This window comes from Pseudidiomarina marina (assembly GCF_044807045.1).
In the GTDB taxonomy this organism is placed as follows: domain Bacteria; phylum Pseudomonadota; class Gammaproteobacteria; order Enterobacterales; family Alteromonadaceae; genus Pseudidiomarina; species Pseudidiomarina marina.
Genome location: NZ_CP085233.1, coordinates 2,397,595 through 2,421,120 on the forward strand (window position 1 = coordinate 2,397,595; position 23,526 = coordinate 2,421,120).

The following is a 23,526-nucleotide window of genomic DNA, read 5'->3' on the forward strand; positions in this document are numbered from 1 at the left end:
ACTTCAAAGATAACCAAACAATCATAAAGTAAAATGATAAACCCGCCGAAGCGGGTAGATAATGCGTCAAATTACACATCCGAGAAGCGAAGCGTTCGAACAGCGTAGCGCACTAACTACGAACAGTGTAACGGACGAAAAAAAACCCGCCGAAGCGGGTTTTTTTATTAGAAGCTGTAACTGAAGCTAACTGATGCGAAATCGCGGTCATCAGCTGGGTCAAACTCACCACCATCGGTAATGTTATAACCTACGCCAATGCGATAGTTGCTTAAATAGCTAAAGTCAACGCTCAAACCGATTGTCTTACGACCTTCGATGAAGTTTGAGTTGGCTGAGTAACCTTTCACGTCGTGACCAAACGCAATGGTTGGGCTCATGTTCCAGCCGGAGAATACGTTGTTGTACTCACCAACGATACGTGCACGGTAGCCCCAAGAGGTTGAGGTTACGAAGCCTTCACAGTTGATGTCTGCCGTTGCCGATGGATTGCCCAAGGCCGCTTGGTCAGCAACAGTCAAACACTTACCGAATACAGGGTTACGACCATAACGTTGCTCGTCTAAACCAGCTAAGCCGTGAACCTTGCTGACCGCTACTTCACCAATCAAAGTGATACGGTCGGCACCCAATGCGCGGTCATAGAAACGCACACCGGTTAACTGCCACTGGCTAACGTCGTACTTATCATAACCTTCTTGTAGCTCACCTAAGTTGGTGATCGCGCCCGTTCCATCACGCTCAATGCGGTCAGAGAAGGTGCTTGGTACGCCGGCGCGTAAACCAGCGGTTAAGATTTCAGTGGTATTAATTTGCACTGGCATGTCGAAACGGTGGCTAACTTCACCACCTACAGACCATTCGCCAACTAAGGTTGAAGCACTGAAGCCAATGATTTCTTGATCTTCAGGGAACTGCAACACATAGTCAGGACCTGCAATTGGAATACCGTCTGGATGGCTGAGAGCTGGAGATGGCTGCTCAACCCAGTTGTACGCAGAAATAATTGGGGTCTGCGTATGAATATTCATGTAGTACACACCGAATTCAGTATCGATACTGGTTGCATAGTGACGCAATGCAAAACCATACTGACCGCCATCGTCTGGCTCGATGTCAGGACGACGCTCAAGGTAGGTACCGAATTGAATCGATTCCAAATCACTCAAGCTTGAATCAGGGTCACCCGGTACTAATGTTGGGTTCAAAGTTACCTTGTTACAGCCTTGACCACCCAAAATATCAACGGTAGAGAAGAAGGTACCGCAACCATCGAGTTTGTAATCGTCCCACTCATACTGATAGAACACATCTAAGCTGGTTTCGTCGCTTAAGCCTAAGTTGACGTTTAACATGCCAACCGGAAGCAAAGCTTCTTTAATTTCAACGCCCGGACGACGAATCGCGTTCACGTCAACAGGGTTCACAGCATTTACGCCGTTAAAAATAAACGTACTTTCACCCCAGCTTAATACTTGACGGCCTAAACGGACGTTCACTGGCATATCGCCCATGTCGAAGTAGCCATAAACAAATGCGTCAAGCAGCTTAATACCTGAACCGGTTGACCAATCGTCAAGTCCGTCGTTATCAAGCGTTACATTCGGATAGTAATTGGTCGAGGTGTGACCGTGTGCCACTTCCTCATTTTTGATGACATCGTCATACCAATATTTGAAACGTACGAAAGCGCCGTAATCGCCGCCATCAATACTTAAATCATGCACACCTTTGATTACAGAAGAGACCATATCGCCTTTGTCGTAATTCAGGTTACCATCGTCGGCAACACCTGATTGACCAAGGCCACCTTCCATATTGCCTGGGTGGATGAAGCGCATATCGCGCTCTTCCATACGCCATGCGGCACCATATGAAATGATGGAATCGAACTTAACGCGGAAGTCACCTACTTCAAATTCCGCTGCCTGGACGCTTGCTGTTCCTGCTAATGCCAGCGCGATAGCTGACGCGATAGGTAATTTTTTGAGCATAGTTGTTCTTCTTTTCATGTTAGCCACCTAATCCGATTAGGATGTTATAGGTTCAATCATGTCCGATGAGTTACAAATATGCAAGTGATTCGTTATGAAAAAAACAAAGACGATATTAGCTATTAGATATTGGATATTAGAAAGATAAGTTCGATATTAGCTGCTGGATAATGGATATTAGATAAAGCCCGATGATTCAGGGCTAATATCTAATATCCAATAGCTAATATCGTTTTTGATTTTAGAGGTGACGCAGGAGTGCGCCGTGATCGCTATTGCTGATGACACCCTCTTTGCGCAATTGCTTCGCTAAATGACTCACGCACGATACATAGTCGCCTCGATTATTGGCATCTGCTTCACACGCCAAAACTTTGTCAGTCACAGAGCAGCCGACGCTATCGACACTGTTCGTCACCCCAGTATCGGTGGCGTCGACTACAACACTGTGACTGATGTCAGAAGTTGGGCATGCATCAACATCATCATTAATACCATCGCCATCACTATCGGCGGTGAGGTAGTTTACTTCAGTGACTGGGCCGTATAGATAGACGACGTCGTCACCCTCGGCGGTTTCCACGTTTGAAAACAAGGTAGCGTTCACGTACCGGGGAGTGTTTACGAAACGTGGAAACTCAGCCGTTGATGCAAACAAGCTATCGCGCGGCCCACGCAGATTTAGATTAAGCTGGCTATTGAGACCATCTTGGCTCATGCCATTCATCGTCCAACTGGTGTAGTTCGAGCGGTAACCATAGTCAAAATATAATGTGTTAGTTGGCTCAACAAGTTCGCTCGCCGCGAGCGGCTGGCGAACGCTTAGCGCATTGCCTTCGCTGTCATAAATAGATACGGTGACGCGCTCAATCGCATCACTGTACTGACGCCAAGTGCTTGCTGCGTACACTAGTGGCATTTGCGGGCGTTGCGTTATTTCAAGCACATACTCGCCGGAGTCATATTGTGTGACGCCTGCGGGAGTGAAACTGTAGCCATAATTAATTTGGCCGCGTACTTCAACTGTTTCAGCTTGTGCGGTTGATACATTAATAACAGTAAGGGCGGTGGTCAGGGTTAATGCTGTCAGAGACTTTGTTAGTGTTGTTTTCATGCCTTGAGCATCCTTCACGATAAACGTTGATATATGATCATTGACGTATATGGATGTTATAGCAACGGTCTCAAAATCTGTCCATGTACTTTGCATAGTTAAAAAACCGCAAAGACGATATTAGCTATTAGATATTGGATATTGGATATTAGAAAGGCGGGTGGATATTGGCTATTAGATAAGAGCATTAGATAAAGCCCGAAATTTCGGGCTAATATCTAATATCCAATAGCTAATATCGCGTTTGTACTTTTAGAGTTTTTGCTCTAGCTCTGGCAGTACGTCGAACAAATCAGCGACTAAGCCATAATCTGCCACTTGGAAGATTGGTGCTTCTTCGTCTTTGTTGATAGCGACGATGACTTTTGAGTCTTTCATACCGGCTAAGTGCTGAATCGCACCGCTGATACCGACTGCAATGTAGAGTTCTGGCGCGACAATTTTGCCGGTTTGGCCAACTTGCATGTCGTTTGGTACGAAGCCTGCGTCAACAGCGGCACGCGAAGCACCAACGGCGGCGCCAAGTTTATCGGCAACTTTTTCAAGCAGGTGGAAGTTTTCACCGTTTTGCATGCCGCGACCGCCTGAAATCACAACGCGTGCTGCGGTGAGGTCTGGCCGCTCTGACTGGGCAAGTTCTTCGCCAACAAATTCTGCTTTGTCGTTATTCACAACGTTATCAATCGTTTCAACGCTACCGTTACCACCTTCTGCAGCGACAGCATCAAATGCGGTTGCGCGTACGGTGATGACTTTGATGGCGTCTTCCGACTGTACGGTTGCGATTGCATTACCCGCGTAGATTGGGCGCTTGAAAGTATCCGCGCTTTCTACGGCGATAATGTCAGAGATTTGGGCAACATCTAGCAGTGCAGCGACACGCGGCATGAAGTTTTTACCGGTGGTAGTCGCTGGAGCCAAGATGTGACCGTAGTCTTTGCCTAGATCGGCAACCAGCTGACCTAAATTCTCAGCTAGAAAATGACCATAGGCTGCGTTGTCTGCGAGCAGAACTTTGCTCACGCCGTCGGCCTTCGCAACTTCGTCAGCGACTGCTTGGCAACCTTGGCCGGCTACTAATACGTGAATGTCGCCGCCAATTTGCTTTGCTGCCGCTAAGGTTTTTAGCGTGGCGCCATTCAGTTGTGCGTTGTCATGTTCGGCAATAACGAGAATGCTCATATCACTTTTGCCTCATTTTGAAGTTTTTCAACTAGCTCTGCGACGTTCGCCACTTTGATACCAGCGCTGCGTTCTGCAGGCGGCTCAACCTTTAGCAATTTCACAGTGCGCGTCACGCTTACGCCTAATTCGTCTGGCGTGGTCACATCGAGTGGCTTCTTCTTTGCCTTCATGATGTTTGGTAATGATGCATAGCGCGGCTCGTTCAAACGTAAGTCGGTGGTGACAATGGCTGGCAACTGCAACTTCACGGTCTGCAATCCGCCGTCAACTTCACGCGTCACATTTACGCTGCCATCAGCAACGTCTACTTTCGACGCAAAGGTGCCCTGCGGCATACCAGTTAACGCACCCAACATTTGGCCAGTTTGGTTGTTGTCAGAATCAATCGCTTGTTTACCAAGAATAACCAACTGCGGTTGTTCTTTTTCCACAACACCTTTCAACAGTTTGGCCACTGCCAATGAATCTGGAAGCTCATCGGTTTCAACTTGAATAGCACGGTCAGCACCGAGTGCCAACGCTGTACGCAATTGTTCTTGCACCGCTTTTGGGCCGATGCTCACAACCACGACTTCTTCGGCAATGCCTTTTTCTTTGAGTCGTACTGCTTCCTCGACAGCGATTTCACAGAACGGGTTCAGGGCCATTTTTACGTTGGCCAAATCAACGTCTGATTGGTCCGCTTTCACGCGAACTTTCACGTTGTAATCAATGACGCGTTTGACCGCCACTAATACTTTCATGTTGTCGTTCCTGTTGTTTAGAGTTCTGTTCAAATGAATTTGAGACCGAGCAAGATTAACATTTTTCGGCACAAAAATGGTACTCTTACGGGCGTTTTTATTGACTAACCTGACGAATTGTCACTTTTCACTAGGAATTACATGTACGGCATTTTGAGCGAATCTGATCTGTTGGCACTGCGGGAGCAACTTGGCTCGCGTGAGAATCGTATGCGTTATTTGGTGCAATTGGCGAAGCAAGCTGAGATTCCTGATGACTTTCGAACATCTGGGCGCGAGGTGTTTGGTTGTGAGGCACGGGTTTGGGTGCAAGCTGATTGGCGTGATGACCGACTGGCGCTTACGGTTGATAGTGAGTCACGCGTGGTGTTGGGCTTATTGATGGTGATTCGGCAGGCGTTGCATGGTGCGAGCGCAGAGCAAGTTTCAGGTTACTCGTTAGATGACCACTTCGATGCGCTTGGATTAGCTGACTTTGTGACGTCTTCGCGGCGAAATGGTTTGCGCAATGTCATCGCCAAACTGCAAGAGCGATAACGGCGCTGCGCGCCACCCGGCGGGGTTGGCATCCGGTAAGCCCCAGATATTAACGGCGCTGCGCGCCACCCGGCGGGGTTGGCATCCGGTAAGCCCCAGATATTAACGGCGCTGCGCGCCACCCGGCGTAAAACGCCGGGCTACAGTTTTTTCAGGAGCAGTGCGGTGGCGTGCATGGCGAAGGTGGCGGTGACCGGCATCGCGGCGCCGAAGCCAGTGGCACAATCCATACGCATGCTGCCAGTGCCTGGTTTCGCGTGCGACCACTCGCCATCACCCGTTGGGTAACGTAGTTGTTCGGTAGAATACACGGCGGTAACGCCAAACGAGCGTTTCGGGTTCTTCGAGAAGTTATAATCGCGACGCAACATGGAACGAACTTTTGCTAATAACGGGTCTTGTGTCGCTTTGGCTAAGTCTCCCGATGTCACTTGGCTTGGATCAACCTGACCACCAGCCCCACCACACGTAACCAACGGCACTTTGCGGCGCTTACACCAAGCAATCAGTGCTGCTTTTACGGTCACACTATCAATTGCATCTAATACTGCGGTGACGGGTTCGCCGAGATAGTCGTTGAGGTTATCGGCTGAGAGAAAATCGTCAATTATGCGCACTTCGCAATCTGGATTAATATCTTTTACCCGTGCGGCTAATACTTCTGTTTTAAGTTGACCAACCGTGCTTGTTAGTGCCGGTAACTGCCGATTGATGTTGGTCACGCAAACGTCGTCAAGATCAATTAACGTGAGCGCACCAATACCAGAGCGCGCGAGCGCCTCAACCGCCCATGAGCCAACACCGCCCAAACCGATCACTGCAACGTGATGCTGTTGAAAGGATTGGGCCGCGGCCGTGCCGTATACGCGTTGAATACCCGCAAAACGCTCTTTGCTCATGAACTCTCTAACTCAATGGACGAAAAACTGCGGCATTCTAGCAGTTTTGTCTGCGTTTTCACACGCCGTGACAACAACCGTCAATCATCTATTTGAGTCAACAAACTCTCGTGAATATAACCCTGTGTACCGTTTGCTAACTGCACCAAAAACCAAGGTTCAAACGGTTGTTTTTTTAAAATCATTACACGTTCGTTCGGTGACACCGAAGCAACCACAGCCGTTTGCGTGGACGTTCCAGCTCTGACATTCACGTTACTATTTGCCTGTACGCGATACATAACACCTTGGACGACGAGCGTATCATTGGTGACCCACTGCACATCATTGAAACCAGTAAGCGAGCGATAATATTCGCCAAGCGGCAATTCGCCGAGCACCTCGCCGAGTTTTCGTCCCCAGCCATCTTGGGCAGCTGCCGGCGCACTTAATATGAGGTTTACTGCCAATAACATTGCACTTGCCATTCTCATTGTTCCGCGCATTAGTCATCGCCTCCAAATAAGCTCAATCCGGCCTCCAGCAAGCCTGCGGCATGTTCTAATGATTCAAATACGAGCGTACTCATTTCGCTATCGACAGCCGCTTCGAATTGCAACACTGCGTTACTGCCATTGCCCGCGATAATCTGATTAATGAGTTCAAGAGCAAGATCTTCCCCAGCTCCTTGTGCCAGCTCTTTCATGGTCTCATTCAGTTCATCAATAATGTCTTGCTTGGTTTGCTCAGACACGCTTTGGCGCGATGGCGCTGGCTGATTTTGACGTGTACTGAAGGTGTCGCGTAGCATCGCCGTCGCAGCGATATGCCCAAACGCGTCTGTGCTCGCTTTGAAGTTATTCGGCAATTGCGGTTGTCGCAAGCCTGCTCGCCATATTTGTTGCTTGTTGACCTGATAAAATACGGTAGCTTCAATAGTTGGCGCTCCCGTTGTTAATCGCCCAACTGGCAACAAATGAAACTGCAATTGTTGTTGCTCAAGGTTAGCGAGAGGCGCATCGCTAAATAATGCTAAGCCTTGCGTACCTTTGCTTTCCTCTGGAAAGTAAGCCGACATAATGGTCGCTAGGGTGTGACGTAACTGTTTTGAAAACGAGCGGTGAAACACATGATCCTGCGAACGATCAGAAACCTCTTGAAATAGCCGCTGGATAAAATACGAGTGCGCCAGTTGTCGCACTCCTGACTGTTGTTGCTCAGTCAATGTGCCCTGCAATAACTGCTCAACGAAAGCCAGAAATTGGCTAATTTGCTCGCTAACAAACCCTTGTGCACTTTCAACTTTCGTGAGCTGTTGACGTATCGCAGCAAAACTCGTGCGTTCACTTGCATATTTTTCCGTGGCCTCATGCAGCGTGACAGCAGTAATACCAAGCGCGCCCCAGCGCTGCTCGCATTCAGCGAGTTTTGCGCGCTCGAGTGAACTCAAACTGTCGTATTTAGTCAGCTCATTATCTGGGCCTGCATAGCTATACCAGCCCTCTAGCACCTGAATATCGAGCGCTAACCCTGCCGCTTGTTGTGTTTCGCGTTGCTCGAGTTGGCGACTAATCAGGTGCATAAAGTTAGCAATAAGATACAGCTTTCCATAGCGCTGATAGGCACTAGCATCACGTTGTTGCAGAGTACTGCCGGCATTACGGTATAACCGTTCGAGCGTTTGAATGCGTTGCCGATAAGTTTGGAAAATCGCCTGACGCTCCTTATGAAGGATTTCGACTAGTTTTCGCGGTGGCCAGCGATAGCTTTCACAAAACTTAAGAGCTTTTTCATAGGCCCAAACTGTGCCGTACTCACGAGCGTTAGCCAGTTGCTCTTGGCATAAACGATTGCGACGCGGAAAATACAAGATCCCACCAATATTTGATAATCCGCCGTACTTTCGTTGTAGGAAAAATGCGAGGTAAGTTGCGGGGAAAATCCACCACCAAATATGCAATAGCCAACTGGCACCCGTTGGCGATACGAAAGTTAAGTTTGCACGTTTAGCTAATTCGTCATCAAACCGTCTAAATTCTTTGGTCGAGGGATTATACAGCCCTACACGTGCAAACTTGGCGTTGGTCGGAGCCAATTTATTAATTGACCAAGCGTAGTGATATTCGGTACCGCTGGCATCATTACGTAACGTTGTCGTGTAATCGGTATGCACAACATACGACGGCGGACCAAAGAGCATACCGAGCAATGTGGCAAATGCCGTCAGCAAGATAAAGCCTCGAAATTTACGGGATTTGAAAAAAAAGAATACTGCTAGCAATAAAACCGCTACAGCTATCCAAGCTATTGCTGACATCCAGAGCTCTCAATTATTATTTTGTTATTATGAACTGAGTTGGATGTTAGCAAATTGTTTTTGAAGAGATAAGTGCAAAAACGATATTAGATATTAGATATTAGATATTAGATATTAGATATTAGATATTAGATATTAGATATTAAAGGTCGAGGCGGTGGTTGGTGGCGATCTCGTTGACGAGGTCAGCGGGGATCTGTTCTTCATTGGCTAGTTTTGGCCAGTTTGAGACAGCTTCGATGGTTTGTTCGAGGATGGCGTCGATACGTTTGCGGGTAAACAACGGGCTCACTTTTTCGAGGCTATACAGATCAGCGCGGTTAAAATCTTCACGTTTACCGTTGAGTTGCATCCAATGTTGGTTGACCCATTTACTACCGGGCTTATAGCTATATGCGACATCGTAAGCCGGTGCGAGTTGCCAGCGGTTGTTTTGATAAAGGAAGGCGAAGTTCTTTGCGTGGTCGTCATGATTGCGAGCGACGATGTTGAAGATCATGCGTCGTAGCAACTGCTCAGCCTCATGCGCATTGAGCTTAAGTTGACGGGCGACCGCAAAAAGCTCGGCATACGAAAAGCTGCCGGGCTTTTTGAAATCGACATGCGCGATGCCTGTCAATGTCTGTACATGAAGCTTTTCGTTATCACGACGATCAAAGCGTTGCGTCAAAAAATGCCGACGATCGCCCTCGTCCAACAAGTGACAAGGCATCATCTCGATACCACATTCACGCGCCATCAAATAATAAACGTACTCCATGGCACCGAACCCTTGCGGATCATCAAACGTTTCCCGTTGAATATTGCGTTCGGTCACCCCATCAAATTTCATGATGTAATGCACGAATCCTTCAGGCGCATCGGTTTGACCTGAACACACTTCAGTGAAGTCACCACTGAATGCCAATACAGCTTTAGGTCTGGCGCCGCCCGCGCTCATCCCGACAGAGAGCAACGACAACATCGCCTCTTGATCGGTTTTACCGCTAGGATCAAGCTCAACGTGAAATTGCGAGCGCTTATTGAGTACATCTTGCGCTACTTTTATGAGTTCTTTAATTTCAACATCTTGAGACTTTTCGAATCCTCTTACCCGCGTAGCTGGTCGATATTCCAACGCTCCCATACCGCGTTTCCCGGTGTATTGCAGGCGTTGTAGCGGGGTAATGTCGCTCGGTTGTTTACCTTGGCTGGCTACCCAAGCATTGAGTACGGCGTTACCAAAATCATCAGGCAGTGAATCAGCGGTAAGGCCTGGCAAGCCGTGAAAGGTTTCATAATTTAATTCAGGAAAGCTGTAGATTTGTTTACGGAGTGGCATTTTCAGCGGTGCTAGCTCAATGCCACTGGTAAGAAATTCCGGCGTATATTCAAAGGCGCCAACACCACGCTCAGTATCAAAGCTCAACGCGCCAACTTCGTGGTCTTGATACCATACGCCAATAACTTCCATTACCATGCTTCAACATCCAATTCGTCGTCGTAACCTTTACCGCGAGAGCCTGTTGCACGCTTACGTTTTTTACCTTGCAGCTTTTTCAACTGCACTGGCGATATCGGCTGTGGCGGCAAGAAATTGTCTAACTGCGCCGTAAGATCAAGCGCTTGCATTAATGCCACAAAGTTCTCAAGCGTGGCTTGGCCTCTTTCAGCATTCAATACAATCTTACGCGACACCCCCGCCTGCTCTGCAAGCTCTACTTGGGTAATATTCGCGTTAAGTCGCGCTTGTTTGAGGCGTTCGCCGAGTTGTTCGGCTTGGGCTGCAGGTGAAAGCATGTCGGTTTCCGTTGTTCGTTATTCGTTATTCGTTATTCGTGCGCTTTGCTGTTCGTGCGCTTTGCTGTTCGTGCGCTTTGCTGTTCGTGCGCTTTGCTGTTCGTGCGCTTTGCTGTTCGTGCGCTTTGCTGTTCGTGCGCTTTGCTGTTCGTTAAAGCGTAGACCTGATATTAGATAAAGTAAAGTTCTATTATTTGAACTTTAGTTAATTGTTAAGCAAATTAAATACTATATATCGGACATTAAACGACGTTGAATGATGTGACTAGGGAAGTTAGGTTGATGGGTGTATGTGTGGGGGTATTTCCTCGGAACCATCAAAATACAAACTATAGCTTATATAACGCTATTCGAACTTTATTATAGGTTTTAGCTTTAAAAGCACCGATAAGCGGACATAAAAAGCGGAAGGTAACGAAAATCTCAAGCCTGAATCAAGCTACGATAAAGACCCATAAATAGCACTTTAATATCAATAAATGGATATTAAGTAACGTATAAAGGATTTTATAATAAGCGCTGAAAATCGAGTTTTTTAGAAAAGGGGGGTGTATATACCTCTCTCTCGCTTTGGTTATTCGTGTTTAGGAGCTCTGGGGTTTGTTGCAATGTTTCATCTTTACGCAATGAGCTCCTCGAATAACCAATAACGAATAACGAGCAACGAGCAACGCTTTCACGGCGCCTCGCGCCACCCAGCGTTCCTTCTGTGAGAGAACGCTGGGCTACACGCTGAAGGGGTAGGCTATTGGTGGGTGATGCTTGTAGTTGTGGACGGCGAAGTCGTCCATAGTGACCCAGGTTTCCAAGTCTTCTAAGGTTTTGATGTCGGGGTTGATTTCGAGCTGCGGCGCGGGGTAAGGCTCGCGCTTGAGCTGCACGTCACGCATCAGTTCGAGTTGGTCTTCGTAAATATGGGCGTTGACGATTTTGTGATAGGCCACACCGGCTTTATGACCGGTAATTTGGGCCATTAATGCTAAGAAGGTAAATACTTGTACTTGGTTGAAGTTTAGCCCCAGCGGCACATCGCATGAGCGCTGATAACTTGTTAAATACAAGGTATCACCCAGTAGCGAAAAATTATGGGTATGCATGCATGGGCGTAAGCAGCCCATATGAAATTCGCCTGGGTTATAGAAACTTATGATTTCGCCGCGGTCGTCGATGCCGCGAGATAAGTTGTCGACCACTTTGCGCAATTGATCGACGACGCCGCCGTCAGGCTTAGCCCAAGCTCGACCTTGTACGCCATAAACGCGCCCCATATCGTCCTCACCTTTACGGTGTGGGTTGGCTAGCCATGCTTCATTTAGATTGGCGTTGGCATCCCATGTTGGGGTGCCAAGCGCACGAAAATCTGCGGCATTGGAGTAGCCTCGGATATATCCGAGCAACTCAGCAATAGCGGCTTTCCAATAGCTTTTACGGGTGGTGATTAACGGAAATTCATTGCGATCAACGCGATATTCAAGATCCGCATTGATCACGGTTAAACAGCGTTTGCCGGTACGTTCGTTTTCTACCCAAACGCCATCTTCAACGATACGTTGGCAAAGTTCTAGATACTGTTTCACGCATTAGCTCCGTTATTGTTTTTGTTTTTATACGCTAGCAACATCAACACCACACCCGCAACAACCATGGGGGCTGATAACCACTGCCCCATCGACCAGCCAAAGGATAGCAAGCCTAAGTGACTATCAGGCTCGCGGGCATATTCAACGACGAACCGTGCTAAGCCGTAGCCAATCAAGAATAAACCGCCAATGGCGCCAACCGGACGTGGTTTACGGCTATATAGTGCCAGCACTATAAATAGCAACAGGCCTTCAAGTGCGGCTTGATAAAGCTGTGACGGGTGACGTGGTAGTGGCCCAGCTGCCGGGAAGATCATCGCCCATGGTACATCCGTAACGCGACCCCAAAGCTCACCATTAATAAAGTTACCGATGCGGCCAGCACCCAATCCCACTGGAACCAATGGCGCGACAAAATCACCGATAGCCAATAATGATTGCTTGGTTTTCGCAGCGAATATCCATAATACGGCAATCACACCCAGCATACCGCCGTGGAAAGACATGCCGCCGCTGGTGATATCAAACAGATAGAGCGGGTTTTCGATGAAGTACTCGAATTGGTAAAACACCACATAGCCAATACGGCCCCCTAAAATGACGCCCATAAATGCCCAAAACAGCAAGTCACTAAAGCGCTTCTCGGTCCAGCCTTGGTCTGCATAATGCGGCATACGGCATTGGCGGTTTCCCCACCACCAAGCAAACAGAAAGCCAACGAGGTACATCAAGCCATACCAGCGCAGGTCTAACGGCCCGATGCTGACGATAATCGGATCGATACTTGGATGCACCATGTATTCTGTTTGTGTCATTCCTGTTTGCATCAATTATCCTATTGCTAGCTTTATTGAAATAATAACTAAAAACACCGCAAAGCCGCGCTGCAAATGTTTAACTGGTATACGTTGAGTCAAGCTGGCACCGAGCGGTGCAAACAGCATGGAGGTCAGTGAAATTGCGAGCCATGCTTTCACGTGCACATACCCAAGTAAACCATCGCCGCCCTCTAATTGTTGTCCAAGCACAATAAAGGCGATCACCGCGCTCAAGCCAATGCTTAGGCTTCCCACCGAGGATACCGCAATTGCTTGACGGATGGGAACACGCAGACGCTGCAATAATGGTACGGTTAGTGAGCCCCCGCCAATACCGACAAGTGCTGATAAAGTGCCCATCGCTGCACTAATTAAGGCCATCAAGCGTTTTGATACGTTGGTAAGTGGCTCACCACTGCGCTGCGGTATCAACATACGAATGGAGAGCAATGCCAGCACGCCTGCGAATATACGTTGCAACCAATCTGGATCTAGTAACGTCGCCAGCCACGCCCCTAATACGGCACCAACCATGAGCCCAGGAATTAAACGTCGAACCCAGAAGAAACTCACTTGGCCGTGCTTCAAGTGCGAGCGCGCCGAGCTTGAAGTGGTCATGACAATAGTGGCAAGAGACGTTGCGACAGCCATTTGCACCACGAGATCGGGTGCGACACCAAGCATTGGCAACAGATAAATCAGTAATGGAACAATCACAAGGCCGCCGCCAATGCCCAGCATGCCGGCTAACAAGCCTGCCACCATGCCTCCGGCTAAACACCATAACCAGCCCGTTAAGAGCACCGAATCTCCTTAACCACCGGCACGAACAAAACCGCCGAGACCGGCGTTTTCCAGTGCCATGATAACGTGTTGTTTCACTTCTTGCGGGGAACGCGACGCTAATGCGCGTTGTAATACTTCGTCTAAATCGGCGGCAGAAATATGCCGAATAATCCAGCGAATACGATCAATATTATAGCTGTTCATGCTGAAATTACGGTAACCCATGGCGAGCAATAACAGCGCCCCACCCGGCTCTCCGGCTAATTCGCCGCACACCGACACTGGCTTATTCAATTGGTCGCAACGCTCAATAATCTGCTTCAGCGCATGTAGCACAGCCGGATGAAACGCATCGTACAAACTAGCGACGCGCGAGTTGTTGCGATCAACAGCCAGCATGTATTGGGTCAAATCATTGGTACCCACCGAGAAAAAATCGACCTTATCGGCAACACAATGAAGCTGATAAATCAGCGCGGGCACTTCAATCATGACACCAATTTGCGGCTCAAATAATTGTTCATCAACGCTGCATTGCAGCTCTTCAGCCACTTCATGATAGGCCTGATGAATCATTCGAACCGCTTCATCGACTTCTTCAGCACTGGAGATCATCGGTAATAAAATGCGTAAATTGTTACGCCCCATCGAGGCGCGCAACATGGCTCGAATTTGTACCAAGAAAATCTCAGGATGATCCAGCGTCATACGAATGCCGCGCCAGCCCAAAAACGGGTTTTCTTCGTCCATCGGCAAATACGGCAACGGTTTATCGCCGCCAACATCTAGGGTTCTCATGACAACAGGGGCGCCACGAAATTGTTCCAACACTTGGCTGTAGAGCTCTTCTTGTTCGTCTTCGGTTGGCAAACGTTCACGCATCATGAACGGTATCTCGGTGCGATATAACCCCACACCGTGCACATTTAAATCATTCAGCCAGTCGCGTTCGGTATTTAGACCAACATTCAAATTTAGCTGAACACGCACGCCATCGGTGGTTTCAGCGGGCAGGTCACGCGCCTGCATTACTTTTTGACGTAGTGCGAGCTCTTCGTCAGCTAGTTGGCGATACTCGTTTTCAACTTGCAGCGGAGGGCTGACAAACACATCGCCGTTGTAGCCATCGACAATCAGCGTTTCGCCGTTGACGTCGCTGAGCTGCATATCATCAACACCCAACACGGCCGGAATACCCATGCTGCGTGCCATTATAGCCGCGTGGGAATTACCTGAACCGCGCAGCGATACCATTCCGATAATGTCGGCTTGAGGCAGTTCTGCCAACATAGTCGCGGTCACTTCATCAGCCACCAAAATACATTGCGCCGGAGGATTGAATCGTCGTGCCTCACGATTTTGTAAGTGCGCTAAGATGCGGTTACCAAGGTCGCGTACATCACTCGCTCGCTCGCGAATATATTCATCGTCGAGGTTTTCGAATTGATTGACCAGTTGCTCCACCACCAACTTCAAGGCCGTTTGTGCCCGCCAACCGTCATTAATGGTTTGTTCCACCTCTTTCCCGAGGCTGGCTGAGTCCATCATGGCGTGATAGACATCAAATATCGCAAGCGTTTCGTCAGCTACCTGCCCTTTCATGCTGTCGCTGATGTTCAATAATTCTTGGCGAGTACGTGCGACGGCAGCTCGAAACGCACGAATTTCGTGCTCGGGCATATCGCTACGCTTTGGTGTGACCTCGCTTAAACGCGCTGGCGGCTTCACCACGAAAGCCTCACCAATGGCAACACCCGGCGCGGCTGGCAAGCCTTTGATGGTCTGCAACCACGGTGATTGTTTTGCAGTACGTAACAGCCCTTTCGCTTCCGCATGGGCAATAACCACCGCTAACTGAGCCGCCAAGGTTACGACGAAGGCTTCTTCGTCGCGGGTAAAGGCCCGCGCTTGCTCTTGTTGAACGGCCAACACCCCAAGCACCCGCCGGCGATGAATGACCGGCGCAGCCAGCATCGCTTTGTAGCGATCTTCAATAACATGCTCGAGTTTCAAAAACGCCGGGTGATCGGAAGCATTAGCGATATTTAAGGGCTCTTCACGTGACGCAGCAAGGCTAATCACGCCTTCGCCAAATGGCACATGAATCGGTTTATCTGAACGAATTTCTAAGCCATCAGTGGCGGCGAGTGCAAATTGCTGTTGCTCATGATCAGCGAGGTAGACCGTGCAGGAATCGGTGTGAAGCGCTTCTTTAACTTGGCGCACCATGGTTTGCAGCGCCAGATCAAAATCTGGCGCCTGATTCACTGCTTCAACAATGCGCTGTAGTATTCGAAGCATAGCCTGCCTTGTTAATCACAAACCCTTTGTTAAGAACGGCGGCGGCGCGGAGGTCTTGGACGACGCGGTGCGGCATTCATCACGACTGCCGAAAACTCTTTCAAAACCCGTCGATACACTTCCCGTTTGAACGACACTACTTGTCGCACAGGATACCAGAAACTGACCCAACGCCAGTCATCAAACTCAGGATGTGACGACTGCATGACGTTCACGTCCTTTTCATTACATTTTAACCGCAGCAAAAACCATTTCTGCTTCTGACCAATACAGGTTGGTCGTTGTTCGCGTCGTACCAAACGCTTTGGTAATCGGTAGCGAAACCAATTGCGACTGGTGTAAACAATTTCGACTTGTTCAGGCTTCAGCCCAACCTCTTCCCAGAGTTCACGGTACATAGCTTGTTCTGGCGTTTCGCCATCATCAATTCCGCCTTGCGGAAACTGCCAACTATGTTGCCCGAATCGACGCGCCCAAAAGACTTGTCCCTGCTCGTTGCAGATAATGATTCCCACATTGGCGCGAAATCCTTCTGCGTCTATCACGCGAGCGCCCTCATAAATTCGACATATGGCTTGGATTTTTCCATAATCGCGTCATGAATGAAAGGATTAATCGGTTTAGACGAGGTAATTGTGCAACTCAAACAGCTCTTTGATAAAGCCAGCGCGCTGGCAGGCTTAAGCTTTGCAGAGCTGGCTAATCACGTTGGTATGACCGTGCCAATCGATTTGCGCCGGAACAAAGGCTGGGTTGGACAACTACTGGAAAGCGCTTTAGGGGCAAGCGCGGGTTCACAGGCGTTACAAGACTTCCCTGAGCTAGGCGTTGAATTGAAAACCATTCCGCTGGACGCCAACGGCAAGCCGTTAGAAACCACCTTCGTTTGTACCACGCCATTAATCGATGTGCACCAGTTGACGTGGGAAACCAGTAATGTGCGCAATAAGCTCCAATGCGTCCTGTGGATACCTATTGACGGGCGTCGCGACGTACCGCTGGCTGAACGCTGTATCGGTACCGCATTCTTATGGCAGCCTAGTGTTCAACAAGAAGCCCAATTGCGTGCCGACTGGCAAGAACATATGGATAAAATTGCGCTCGGCGAAGTGGAATCTATCACCGCTCATCAAGGTGAAGTGCTGCAATTACGGCCTAAAGCAGCTAACAGCCGTGTACTGACCGAAGCAGTCGGGGCAAATGGCGAGATCATTCAAACCTTACCCCGTGGCTTCTATTTAAAAACCCAGTTCACCAGTCAGATCATTCGCGAGACATTTGGTCTGCCCGATCCGGCCACAACCTATGACTGATACTTCAACAGAAGAGCGCATTGTTTATGTCAAACCATTGACCCGAGCACATGGTCTTGGTTTTAACGCGTTAGGCTTGGTTATCTTTGCGGTGACCATGTTTCTATGGCTTATTGACGCTCCTATTATCACAGCGGCGTATGGTCTCCTGTTTATTGCCAGTGCGCTGCTGATTTTTCTCGGTAGCGCGAAGGTTTTTGAACCGCCTGTCAGCATGACCATCACACCAAAAGAAATCACGTATTTGCACCGTCGAGGCCGTTGGCAAATTCAATGGAACAACATTTTACGGTTCGACATCCCGCGGTTGCACCGAGGCCTAGAGCTCGAGCAAATGCCGTATATCGGTTTTCGCCTACATGACATTGAGCCCATCATCCAAACCATCACGCCGCGCCTAGCTGTCTACTTACTTAGTGAGCAGCGTCATTTATTGGTTGCTGCGCTACGCCATGAACGCCCCGAATTACGTGAATATTCACCTTATTTCGAAGTGCCGGACCGCTATCAAAGTGCCTCCGGAACCGAATATCGCGGCGTACAAGCGATGTTCGCTGTAAGATGTGAGCACTTTCGCGAATTATTGGGTTATGATTTGTTTGTGCCGGCGGCTGCGCTTGATCGGGCCCCCGAAGATTTCATCACTTGGCTACAACAGTTAAAAAACACAAGAGCGATATAAGTGCAAGTTCGATATTAGCTATTAGATATTGGATATTAGAGCTGATGTATCGGGTATTTATGGTTTGTCGAATATCTAATATCCAATAGCTAATATCGTTTTTGATTTTCGAAGGGAGTTTTTATGCAAACACTTGGTTGGCGCGAATGGGGTTCACTTCCTGAACTTGGCATCGATGCCCTCAAAATGAAAGTCGACACAGGCGCGCGTACATCCTGTTTGCACGCATTTAAACTCGAGCCGTTTGAACGCAACGGCGAAGATTGGCTGCGTATTTGGTTGCATCCCGAACAACACAGCGACCGAGAGCTAATCTGTGAGGCGAAAATACATGATCAGCGCGAGGTGACAGATTCTGGAGGTCATACTGAGCTGCGATATGTTATTCTATCCACATTAAATTTAGGTGAGTTCTCGCAACCAATTGAGTTGACGTTAACGAACCGCGACACCATGAAATTTCGTATGTTATTGGGCCGCCAAGCAATGCGTGGACATTTCCTTGTCGACCCTGATAAATCTTATTTACTCGGCCAGCCTGGAGCTACCGCATGAGAATTGCCATTTTATCGCGTAATCCGCGTCTTTATTCAACACGCCGCTTAGTTGAAGCCGGCGAAGCTCGAGGCCACATTGTTGATGTGCTCGACCCGTTGCGCTGCTATATGAATATTAACGCCCGCGAAAGCTCAATTCACATGAAAGGGAAAGACTTACCGCAATACGATGCGATTATTCCACGTATTGGCGCCTCGATTACCTTCTTCGGTACTGCGGTATTACGGCAATTTGAAATGATTGGTACCTACCCGCTCAATGAGTCGGTCGCGATTTCACGCAGCCGTGACAAACTGCGCTCATTGCAATTGCTAAGCCGAAAAGGAATTGGGCTTCCGACCACTGGTTTCGCGAGTCAGCCACAAGACATTCCTGATTTAATTGAAATGGTTGGCGGTGCGCCATTAGTTATTAAGTTACTTGAAGGTACGCAAGGTATTGGTGTGGTTTTGGCCGAAACGCGTCAAGCTGCAGAGAGCGTTATCGAAGCTTTCATGGGACTCGAGTCGCACATCATGGTGCAGGAGTACATTAAAGAAGCTGGCGGTGCCGATATCCGCTGTTTCGTGATTGGCGATAAAGTTATTGCAGCCATGAAGCGCCAAGCCAAGCCGGGCGAATTCCGTTCTAACTTGCACCGAGGTGGCTCAGCTAGCCTGGTGAAACTGACGCCAGCAGAACGCGCAACCGCCGTCAAAGCAGCCAAGACCATGGGCTTGAACGTTGCCGGTGTCGATATCCTTCGCTCTAACCACGGGCCTTTGGTGATGGAGGTCAACTCATCGCCAGGCCTCGAAGGCATTGAGGGTGCAACGGGCAAGGATGTGGCGGATCAAATTATCAGTTTCATTGAGAAGAACGCCAAGGCCAACAAAACCAGAACCAAGGGCAAGGGCTAATTAAGGACAAAAACGATATTAGCTATTAGATATTGGATATTAGCCAAACAAAAAATACCCGATACATCAGTTCTGATATCTAGTATCCAATAGCTAATATCGACGTTGCCTTTCTAATATCTAATATCTAATAGCTAATATCGCACTAAGGTTTTTATGAAGCATAAATCTTTTCAGTTAGCTAACCAGCGCATTGCTCCCGGTTCGCGCCACAGCGTGAAAATACCGGCGGCACGGCTGTACAACGATACCCCGATGGATTTACATGCTGAAGTGTTTCATGGCGTGAAGCCTGGCCCTACGTTGCTCGTGTGTGCGGCAATTCACGGCGATGAATTGAATGGTATTGAAGTATGTCGGCGTTTAATGGGTGAGTTAGATCCGTTACAACTGGCCGGTACTGTGATCATTGTACCGATAGTTAATGTATTTGGTTTTATTCAACAGTCGCGTTATTTACCCGACCGTCGTGACCTGAATCGTTGTTTCCCTGGCTCGGAGCGTGGTGCATTGGGGAGCCGACTGGCACACTTATTTAACGAAACCTTGGTGCAGAACGCGACGCATATTATTGATTTGCATACGGGCGCGATTCATCGCAGTAACCTGCCTCAAATACGTGTCGACACGGATAACGGCGATGCGCTTAAAATGGCGGAAGCGTTCGGTACGCCGGTGATTCTCCATAGCAAAGAGCGCGACGGTTCATTGCGCTCATTAGCATCAGAGCTCGGCATTCCCTTGATTCTTTATGAGGCGGGGGAAGCTTTACGATTTGATTATGCGGCAATTAAGGCCGGTGTGATTGGCGTACAGAACGTGATGAAGAGCTTGAAGATGCTCAAAGGCCGCCGTAGCCGCAAGAAAGTAAAACCCGTGGTTGCACACCGCAGCGCATGGATTCGAAATGAATACGATGGGTTGGTGGTTCCTAAAGTAGAGCTTGGCCAGACCATTAATAAAGGGCAAGTGATTGCACAAACGGTGAATCCGCACGGTGATGAACTCCATGCAATCAAGAGTCCGTATCATGGTATTGTGATTGGTATCAGTAACATTCCTGTTGCCAACGAGGGCGAAGCTTTATTTAATGTGGCACAATTTGATGGTGAACGAATTGAACATGCCAGCGAAAATGTTGACGTATTCGCGGAAGCTTACGACCAAAAACCGATATAACAATAGCAATTAGGTAACTTAGAGAAGCATACATTGAAGCATTTAAGTCCTCCTTCACAACTGGTTCTTCGCCAACAATTGCGACTCGAAGATGAGCCATTGTTGGTTGTGAATGCGCCTGACGCTGAGTTGGCGCAATTACTTCCCGTCGTCAGTTGCTGGCAGTGGCATGCCGGTTATTCCGAGCAATGGCAACGCCAAGCTCCTGATATTTTGCACCATTTTGGTGCAAGCGCGCCGCAAGCAGGGAGTGCTAAGGCTGTACTTGTCTGGATACCGAAAGAGAAGCAACTGACGCTGTACGTGCTTGAGGCGCTCCGTCACGTGTTACCAGAAGGCGCAACGATTTGGTTAGTCGGTGACAATCGTGGCGGTATCAAAAGTATTCACAAACAGTTTCCGAATACGGTCGCACCGGCGCAAAAAGTGGCGGTTGGAAACCATTCGCTGTTACTGCGAACATGTGTTAACCAACATGCCGATAGCTTCGCAGTGGATGATCATTTTGTTTATGTGGATCTTGACCAACCCAATCAGCCCACGCCACTGAAACTAGCGAGTCTGCCGGGTGTTTTTGCTTTCCCAAGCATTGATGCTGGGAGCGCGATGTTATTACAACACCTTCCGGTTTGGCAGCGCGGTAAAGTGCTCGATTTCGCTTGTGGCCATGGCGTGCTTGGCGCTTGGCTAAATCGTCAAACTCCAGCGTTGGAGATTACCTACTTAGATGTGAGTGCGCTGGCGTTACAAGCAACCGAGCGTACGCTCGAGCTGAATGCGCTAACCGGTACTTGCATTGCAAGCGATGGTTTATCTGATACTTTGGGACAGTTCGATTACGTAATTAGTCATCCGCCATTTCATACTGGCTTGGCAACTGATTATGAAATTGGCAAGCAGTTCTTACGTAGTGTCTATCAGCATTTACATACACACGGTGAACTATGGCTGGTGGCTAATCGGTTCTTACCTTGGCCCGAGCTTATCGAACAAGCTTTTGGACATTGTGACCGTGTTGCAGAAGATAATAAGTTTGCCGTTTATCACGCCACTAAGTTGCCGGCGTCAAAAACTCATACTAAGCGGCGATAAACAGGTGTAGCCTTCATGACGCTTAAAGTTAGCTCCATAAAACGCAGTGTTACCAGCCTCGTTATCTTAATTACAACGATTTCGGTGGCGTTGGCGTGCCTGGTGCTTAGCTTTAACTTTATTCATGATACCCATCAACGGTTGTTACGTCAGACCGATGAAGTTGCCAGTTTTGTTGCCGCCAACGCCAATGCATTCATGGTTTATAATCAAGCGGATTCGGCCGAACGATGGTTAAAGTCATTTAAAAGCTCGCCACTTATTAAGCACATCCACTTGTACCGCCATGATCCTGACAGCGATTCACTGAGCTTTTTTGCGAGCTATTACGCTGAACAAGAAGCGCCAATTCCGGTTCGCTTCGAACGAGCGAAAACACTTATTCAGGCGCGTTTTACTGATAACTATGTGGAGTCGGCACGTCCGCTTATGGTTGAAGATTCGCTGCAAGGATATCTGTATATACGGACCTCGCGTACCGATTACGATCAGGCGCAAATATTCTCGCTAGCGATTAGTATTGCCATCACCACCGCCAGTTTAATTTTAAGTTGGCTTATGTCACTTTGGTTGCGCCGTATTATCACGCAGCCGTTAGATGAAATGGTGGAGAGCATTCAAGACATCGCGCGTGATAAGCAATATGATACGGCGCTGCATGAATTTGAGTTACAAGAGCTCGACCGTGTCGCCAACGCATTTAACTCCCTATTAAGCCGTATACAGCAACACATTAAACGCCAAGAGCAAGCTGAACGTCAGGCCAGCGATCTTAACGCAGAGCTTGAATTGCAAGTAAAGCAGCGCACACAAATGTTGTTTGAATCGAACCAAGAGCTGCAACAAGCACTCGCTTCTGCTCACCAGTATCAAAACGAATTGGTGCAAGCTGAGAAGATGCAAAGTTTAGCGAAATTGGTATCTGGCGTCGCACATGAGGTTAATACGCCGGTTGGTTTAGCAGTGACTTCAACGTCCATATTGCAAGATCACTTACTCAGCATGAAACAAAAATTTGCGGAAAAGAAGCTCACCAGTCAGGAGTTTCAGCGCTACATGACCTCATTCGATGAAAATTTAGCGCTGATAAGCCGAAATATTCGACGCACTGCTGACCTGATTAGTAACTTCAGTAAATTATCGATGGATCAGTTTAGCGACGAAGATCGTCCGGTACTTATTTCGAAATTCTGGGCGGAAATTGAACAAAGTTTGCGCAATCGTCATCCTGAATTAGCGAACGTGCAACTTGTCGCAGAATTCCCTGACGAGCTAACCGTTAGTGTACGCCCGGGGCCTTTGAATCAAGTGATTAGTCAGTTAGTTCAAAATGCTTTGCAGCACGCATTTACACATACGGCTCAACCCAGAATTAAATTTGAATTTAACTATCACGCAATGGAAGATAGTGCTGAGCGAGGTGAACTCGAGTTGAATTATTCCGACAACGGTGATGGCATACCAGATGAATTGATCAAAGTAGTCTTCGACCCGTTCGTTACTACGAAACGCAGTCATGGCGCGGCAGGCCTTGGTTTGCACTTGGTTTATAACTTGGTAGTGCACGCCTTGCAGGGACAAATTAGTCTTGCAAGCCAATCACAGCAAGGCACTGAATTTCATATCACAATGCCGGTACGCCACGTCGCTGCGAGCAAGTAAACTTTTGTAAGAATAGTTGCATGAATATACAGCTATATATAAAATCGCATGCTACACTATATTTCATTACTAAATTTCAACACATGTTAACAGATTCTTGGAACCATCT

At 48.3% G+C, this 23,526-nt stretch carries 22 protein-coding genes; 8 read left to right on the top strand and 14 right to left on the bottom strand.

What is annotated here, in order from left to right; genetic code table 11:
* Positions 1 to 167: 167 nt before the first annotated feature.
* The 4 genes from LG272_RS11395 to LG272_RS11410 form a co-directional block, all read right to left on the bottom strand.
* Positions 168 to 2,012, bottom strand: coding sequence for a DUF1302 domain-containing protein (locus LG272_RS11395; RefSeq protein ID WP_404408712.1), 1,845 nt, complete (start codon positions 2,010 to 2,012; stop codon positions 168 to 170).
* Between the two features lie 223 nt (positions 2,013 to 2,235).
* On the bottom strand, positions 2,236 to 3,108 hold the full coding sequence (locus tag LG272_RS11400; RefSeq protein WP_404408714.1) for a hypothetical protein: 873 nt from the start codon (positions 3,106 to 3,108) through the stop codon (positions 2,236 to 2,238).
* 252 nt (positions 3,109 to 3,360) lie between these two features.
* Positions 3,361 to 4,290, bottom strand: a complete 930-nt coding sequence (locus LG272_RS11405; RefSeq protein WP_126759455.1) for an electron transfer flavoprotein subunit alpha/FixB family protein — start codon at positions 4,288 to 4,290, stop codon at positions 3,361 to 3,363.
* Complete coding sequence (locus LG272_RS11410; RefSeq protein WP_126759456.1) at positions 4,287 to 5,036, bottom strand: electron transfer flavoprotein subunit beta/FixA family protein; 750 nt, start codon at positions 5,034 to 5,036, stop codon at positions 4,287 to 4,289. Before LG272_RS11410 ends, LG272_RS11405 begins: the two co-directional genes overlap by 4 nt.
* Before the next feature lie 141 nt (positions 5,037 to 5,177).
* Here LG272_RS11410 and LG272_RS11415 point away from each other — a divergent pair, with 141 nt between their 5' ends.
* A complete protein-coding gene (locus LG272_RS11415; protein ID WP_404408717.1) occupies positions 5,178 to 5,573 on the top strand; it encodes a SufE family protein in 396 nt (131 codons plus the stop codon).
* 140 nt (positions 5,574 to 5,713) lie between these two features.
* Here LG272_RS11415 and tcdA read toward each other — a convergent pair whose 3' ends face one another.
* The 10 genes from tcdA to rppH all read right to left on the bottom strand — a co-directional run bounded on the left by tcdA (position 5,714) and on the right by rppH (position 16,577).
* Positions 5,714 to 6,472 carry a tRNA cyclic N6-threonylcarbamoyladenosine(37) synthase TcdA gene (tcdA, locus tag LG272_RS11420; RefSeq protein ID WP_404408719.1) on the bottom strand — a complete coding sequence of 253 codons (759 nt, stop codon included), beginning with the start codon at positions 6,470 to 6,472 and terminating at the stop codon, positions 5,714 to 5,716.
* Positions 6,473 to 6,552: 80 nt separating this feature from the next.
* On the bottom strand, positions 6,553 to 6,939 hold the full coding sequence (locus LG272_RS11425) for an SH3 domain-containing protein (protein WP_404408721.1): 387 nt from the start codon (positions 6,937 to 6,939) through the stop codon (positions 6,553 to 6,555).
* Positions 6,940 to 6,956: 17 nt separating this feature from the next.
* Positions 6,957 to 8,768, bottom strand: coding sequence for a hypothetical protein (locus tag LG272_RS11430; protein WP_404408722.1), 1,812 nt, complete (start codon positions 8,766 to 8,768; stop codon positions 6,957 to 6,959).
* 142 nt (positions 8,769 to 8,910) lie between these two features.
* Positions 8,911 to 10,227 carry a type II toxin-antitoxin system HipA family toxin gene (locus tag LG272_RS11435; RefSeq protein WP_404408724.1) on the bottom strand — a complete coding sequence of 439 codons (1,317 nt, stop codon included), beginning with the start codon at positions 10,225 to 10,227 and terminating at the stop codon, positions 8,911 to 8,913.
* On the bottom strand, positions 10,221 to 10,547 hold the full coding sequence (locus LG272_RS11440; protein WP_404408726.1) for a helix-turn-helix domain-containing protein: 327 nt from the start codon (positions 10,545 to 10,547) through the stop codon (positions 10,221 to 10,223). The genes LG272_RS11435 and LG272_RS11440 overlap by 7 nt, the downstream gene beginning before the upstream one ends.
* Before the next feature lie 725 nt (positions 10,548 to 11,272).
* Positions 11,273 to 12,124, bottom strand: a complete 852-nt coding sequence (locus LG272_RS11445) for a thymidylate synthase (RefSeq protein WP_126759463.1) — start codon at positions 12,122 to 12,124, stop codon at positions 11,273 to 11,275.
* Positions 12,121 to 12,942: a prolipoprotein diacylglyceryl transferase gene (lgt, locus tag LG272_RS11450; protein ID WP_126759908.1), complete on the bottom strand. Its 822-nt coding sequence runs from the start codon at positions 12,940 to 12,942 to the stop codon at positions 12,121 to 12,123. Before lgt ends, LG272_RS11445 begins: the two co-directional genes overlap by 4 nt.
* 15 nt (positions 12,943 to 12,957) lie before the next feature.
* Positions 12,958 to 13,749 carry a sulfite exporter TauE/SafE family protein gene (locus LG272_RS11455; RefSeq protein WP_126759464.1) on the bottom strand — a complete coding sequence of 264 codons (792 nt, stop codon included), beginning with the start codon at positions 13,747 to 13,749 and terminating at the stop codon, positions 12,958 to 12,960.
* Positions 13,750 to 13,758: 9 nt separating this feature from the next.
* Complete coding sequence (gene ptsP, locus LG272_RS11460; protein WP_404408728.1) at positions 13,759 to 16,032, bottom strand: phosphoenolpyruvate--protein phosphotransferase; 2,274 nt, start codon at positions 16,030 to 16,032, stop codon at positions 13,759 to 13,761.
* A 29-nt stretch (positions 16,033 to 16,061) separates the two neighbouring features.
* Entirely contained in the window at positions 16,062 to 16,577 is a 516-nt protein-coding gene (gene rppH / locus LG272_RS11465) for an RNA pyrophosphohydrolase (RefSeq protein ID WP_404408730.1), read from the bottom strand.
* A gap of 57 nt (positions 16,578 to 16,634) precedes the next feature.
* On the opposite strand from rppH, the gene mutH reads away from it, so the two are divergent.
* From mutH to LG272_RS11500, 7 genes are all read left to right on the top strand, one after another.
* Entirely contained in the window at positions 16,635 to 17,345 is a 711-nt protein-coding gene (gene mutH / locus LG272_RS11470) for a DNA mismatch repair endonuclease MutH (protein ID WP_404408732.1), read from the top strand.
* Positions 17,338 to 18,027: a DUF2982 domain-containing protein gene (locus tag LG272_RS11475; protein ID WP_404408734.1), complete on the top strand. Its 690-nt coding sequence runs from the start codon at positions 17,338 to 17,340 to the stop codon at positions 18,025 to 18,027. Before mutH ends, LG272_RS11475 begins: the two co-directional genes overlap by 8 nt.
* A gap of 123 nt (positions 18,028 to 18,150) precedes the next feature.
* Complete coding sequence (locus LG272_RS11480; protein ID WP_126759469.1) at positions 18,151 to 18,582, top strand: ATP-dependent zinc protease; 432 nt, start codon at positions 18,151 to 18,153, stop codon at positions 18,580 to 18,582.
* The gene (rimK, locus tag LG272_RS11485; protein ID WP_092856355.1) at positions 18,579 to 19,484 is read left to right on the top strand and encodes a 30S ribosomal protein S6--L-glutamate ligase; all 906 of its coding nucleotides are present in this window, start codon (positions 18,579 to 18,581) and stop codon (positions 19,482 to 19,484) included. The genes LG272_RS11480 and rimK overlap by 4 nt, the downstream gene beginning before the upstream one ends.
* Before the next feature lie 156 nt (positions 19,485 to 19,640).
* Positions 19,641 to 20,663: a succinylglutamate desuccinylase/aspartoacylase family protein gene (locus LG272_RS11490; RefSeq protein WP_126759470.1), complete on the top strand. Its 1,023-nt coding sequence runs from the start codon at positions 19,641 to 19,643 to the stop codon at positions 20,661 to 20,663.
* Between the two features lie 33 nt (positions 20,664 to 20,696).
* Positions 20,697 to 21,755 (top strand): methyltransferase, encoded by a 1,059-nt coding sequence (locus tag LG272_RS11495; RefSeq protein WP_404408737.1) that lies wholly within the window; start codon positions 20,697 to 20,699, stop codon positions 21,753 to 21,755.
* A gap of 15 nt (positions 21,756 to 21,770) precedes the next feature.
* Complete coding sequence (locus LG272_RS11500; RefSeq protein WP_404408739.1) at positions 21,771 to 23,417, top strand: ATP-binding protein; 1,647 nt, start codon at positions 21,771 to 21,773, stop codon at positions 23,415 to 23,417.
* The last annotated feature ends 109 nt before the right edge of the window (positions 23,418 to 23,526 follow it).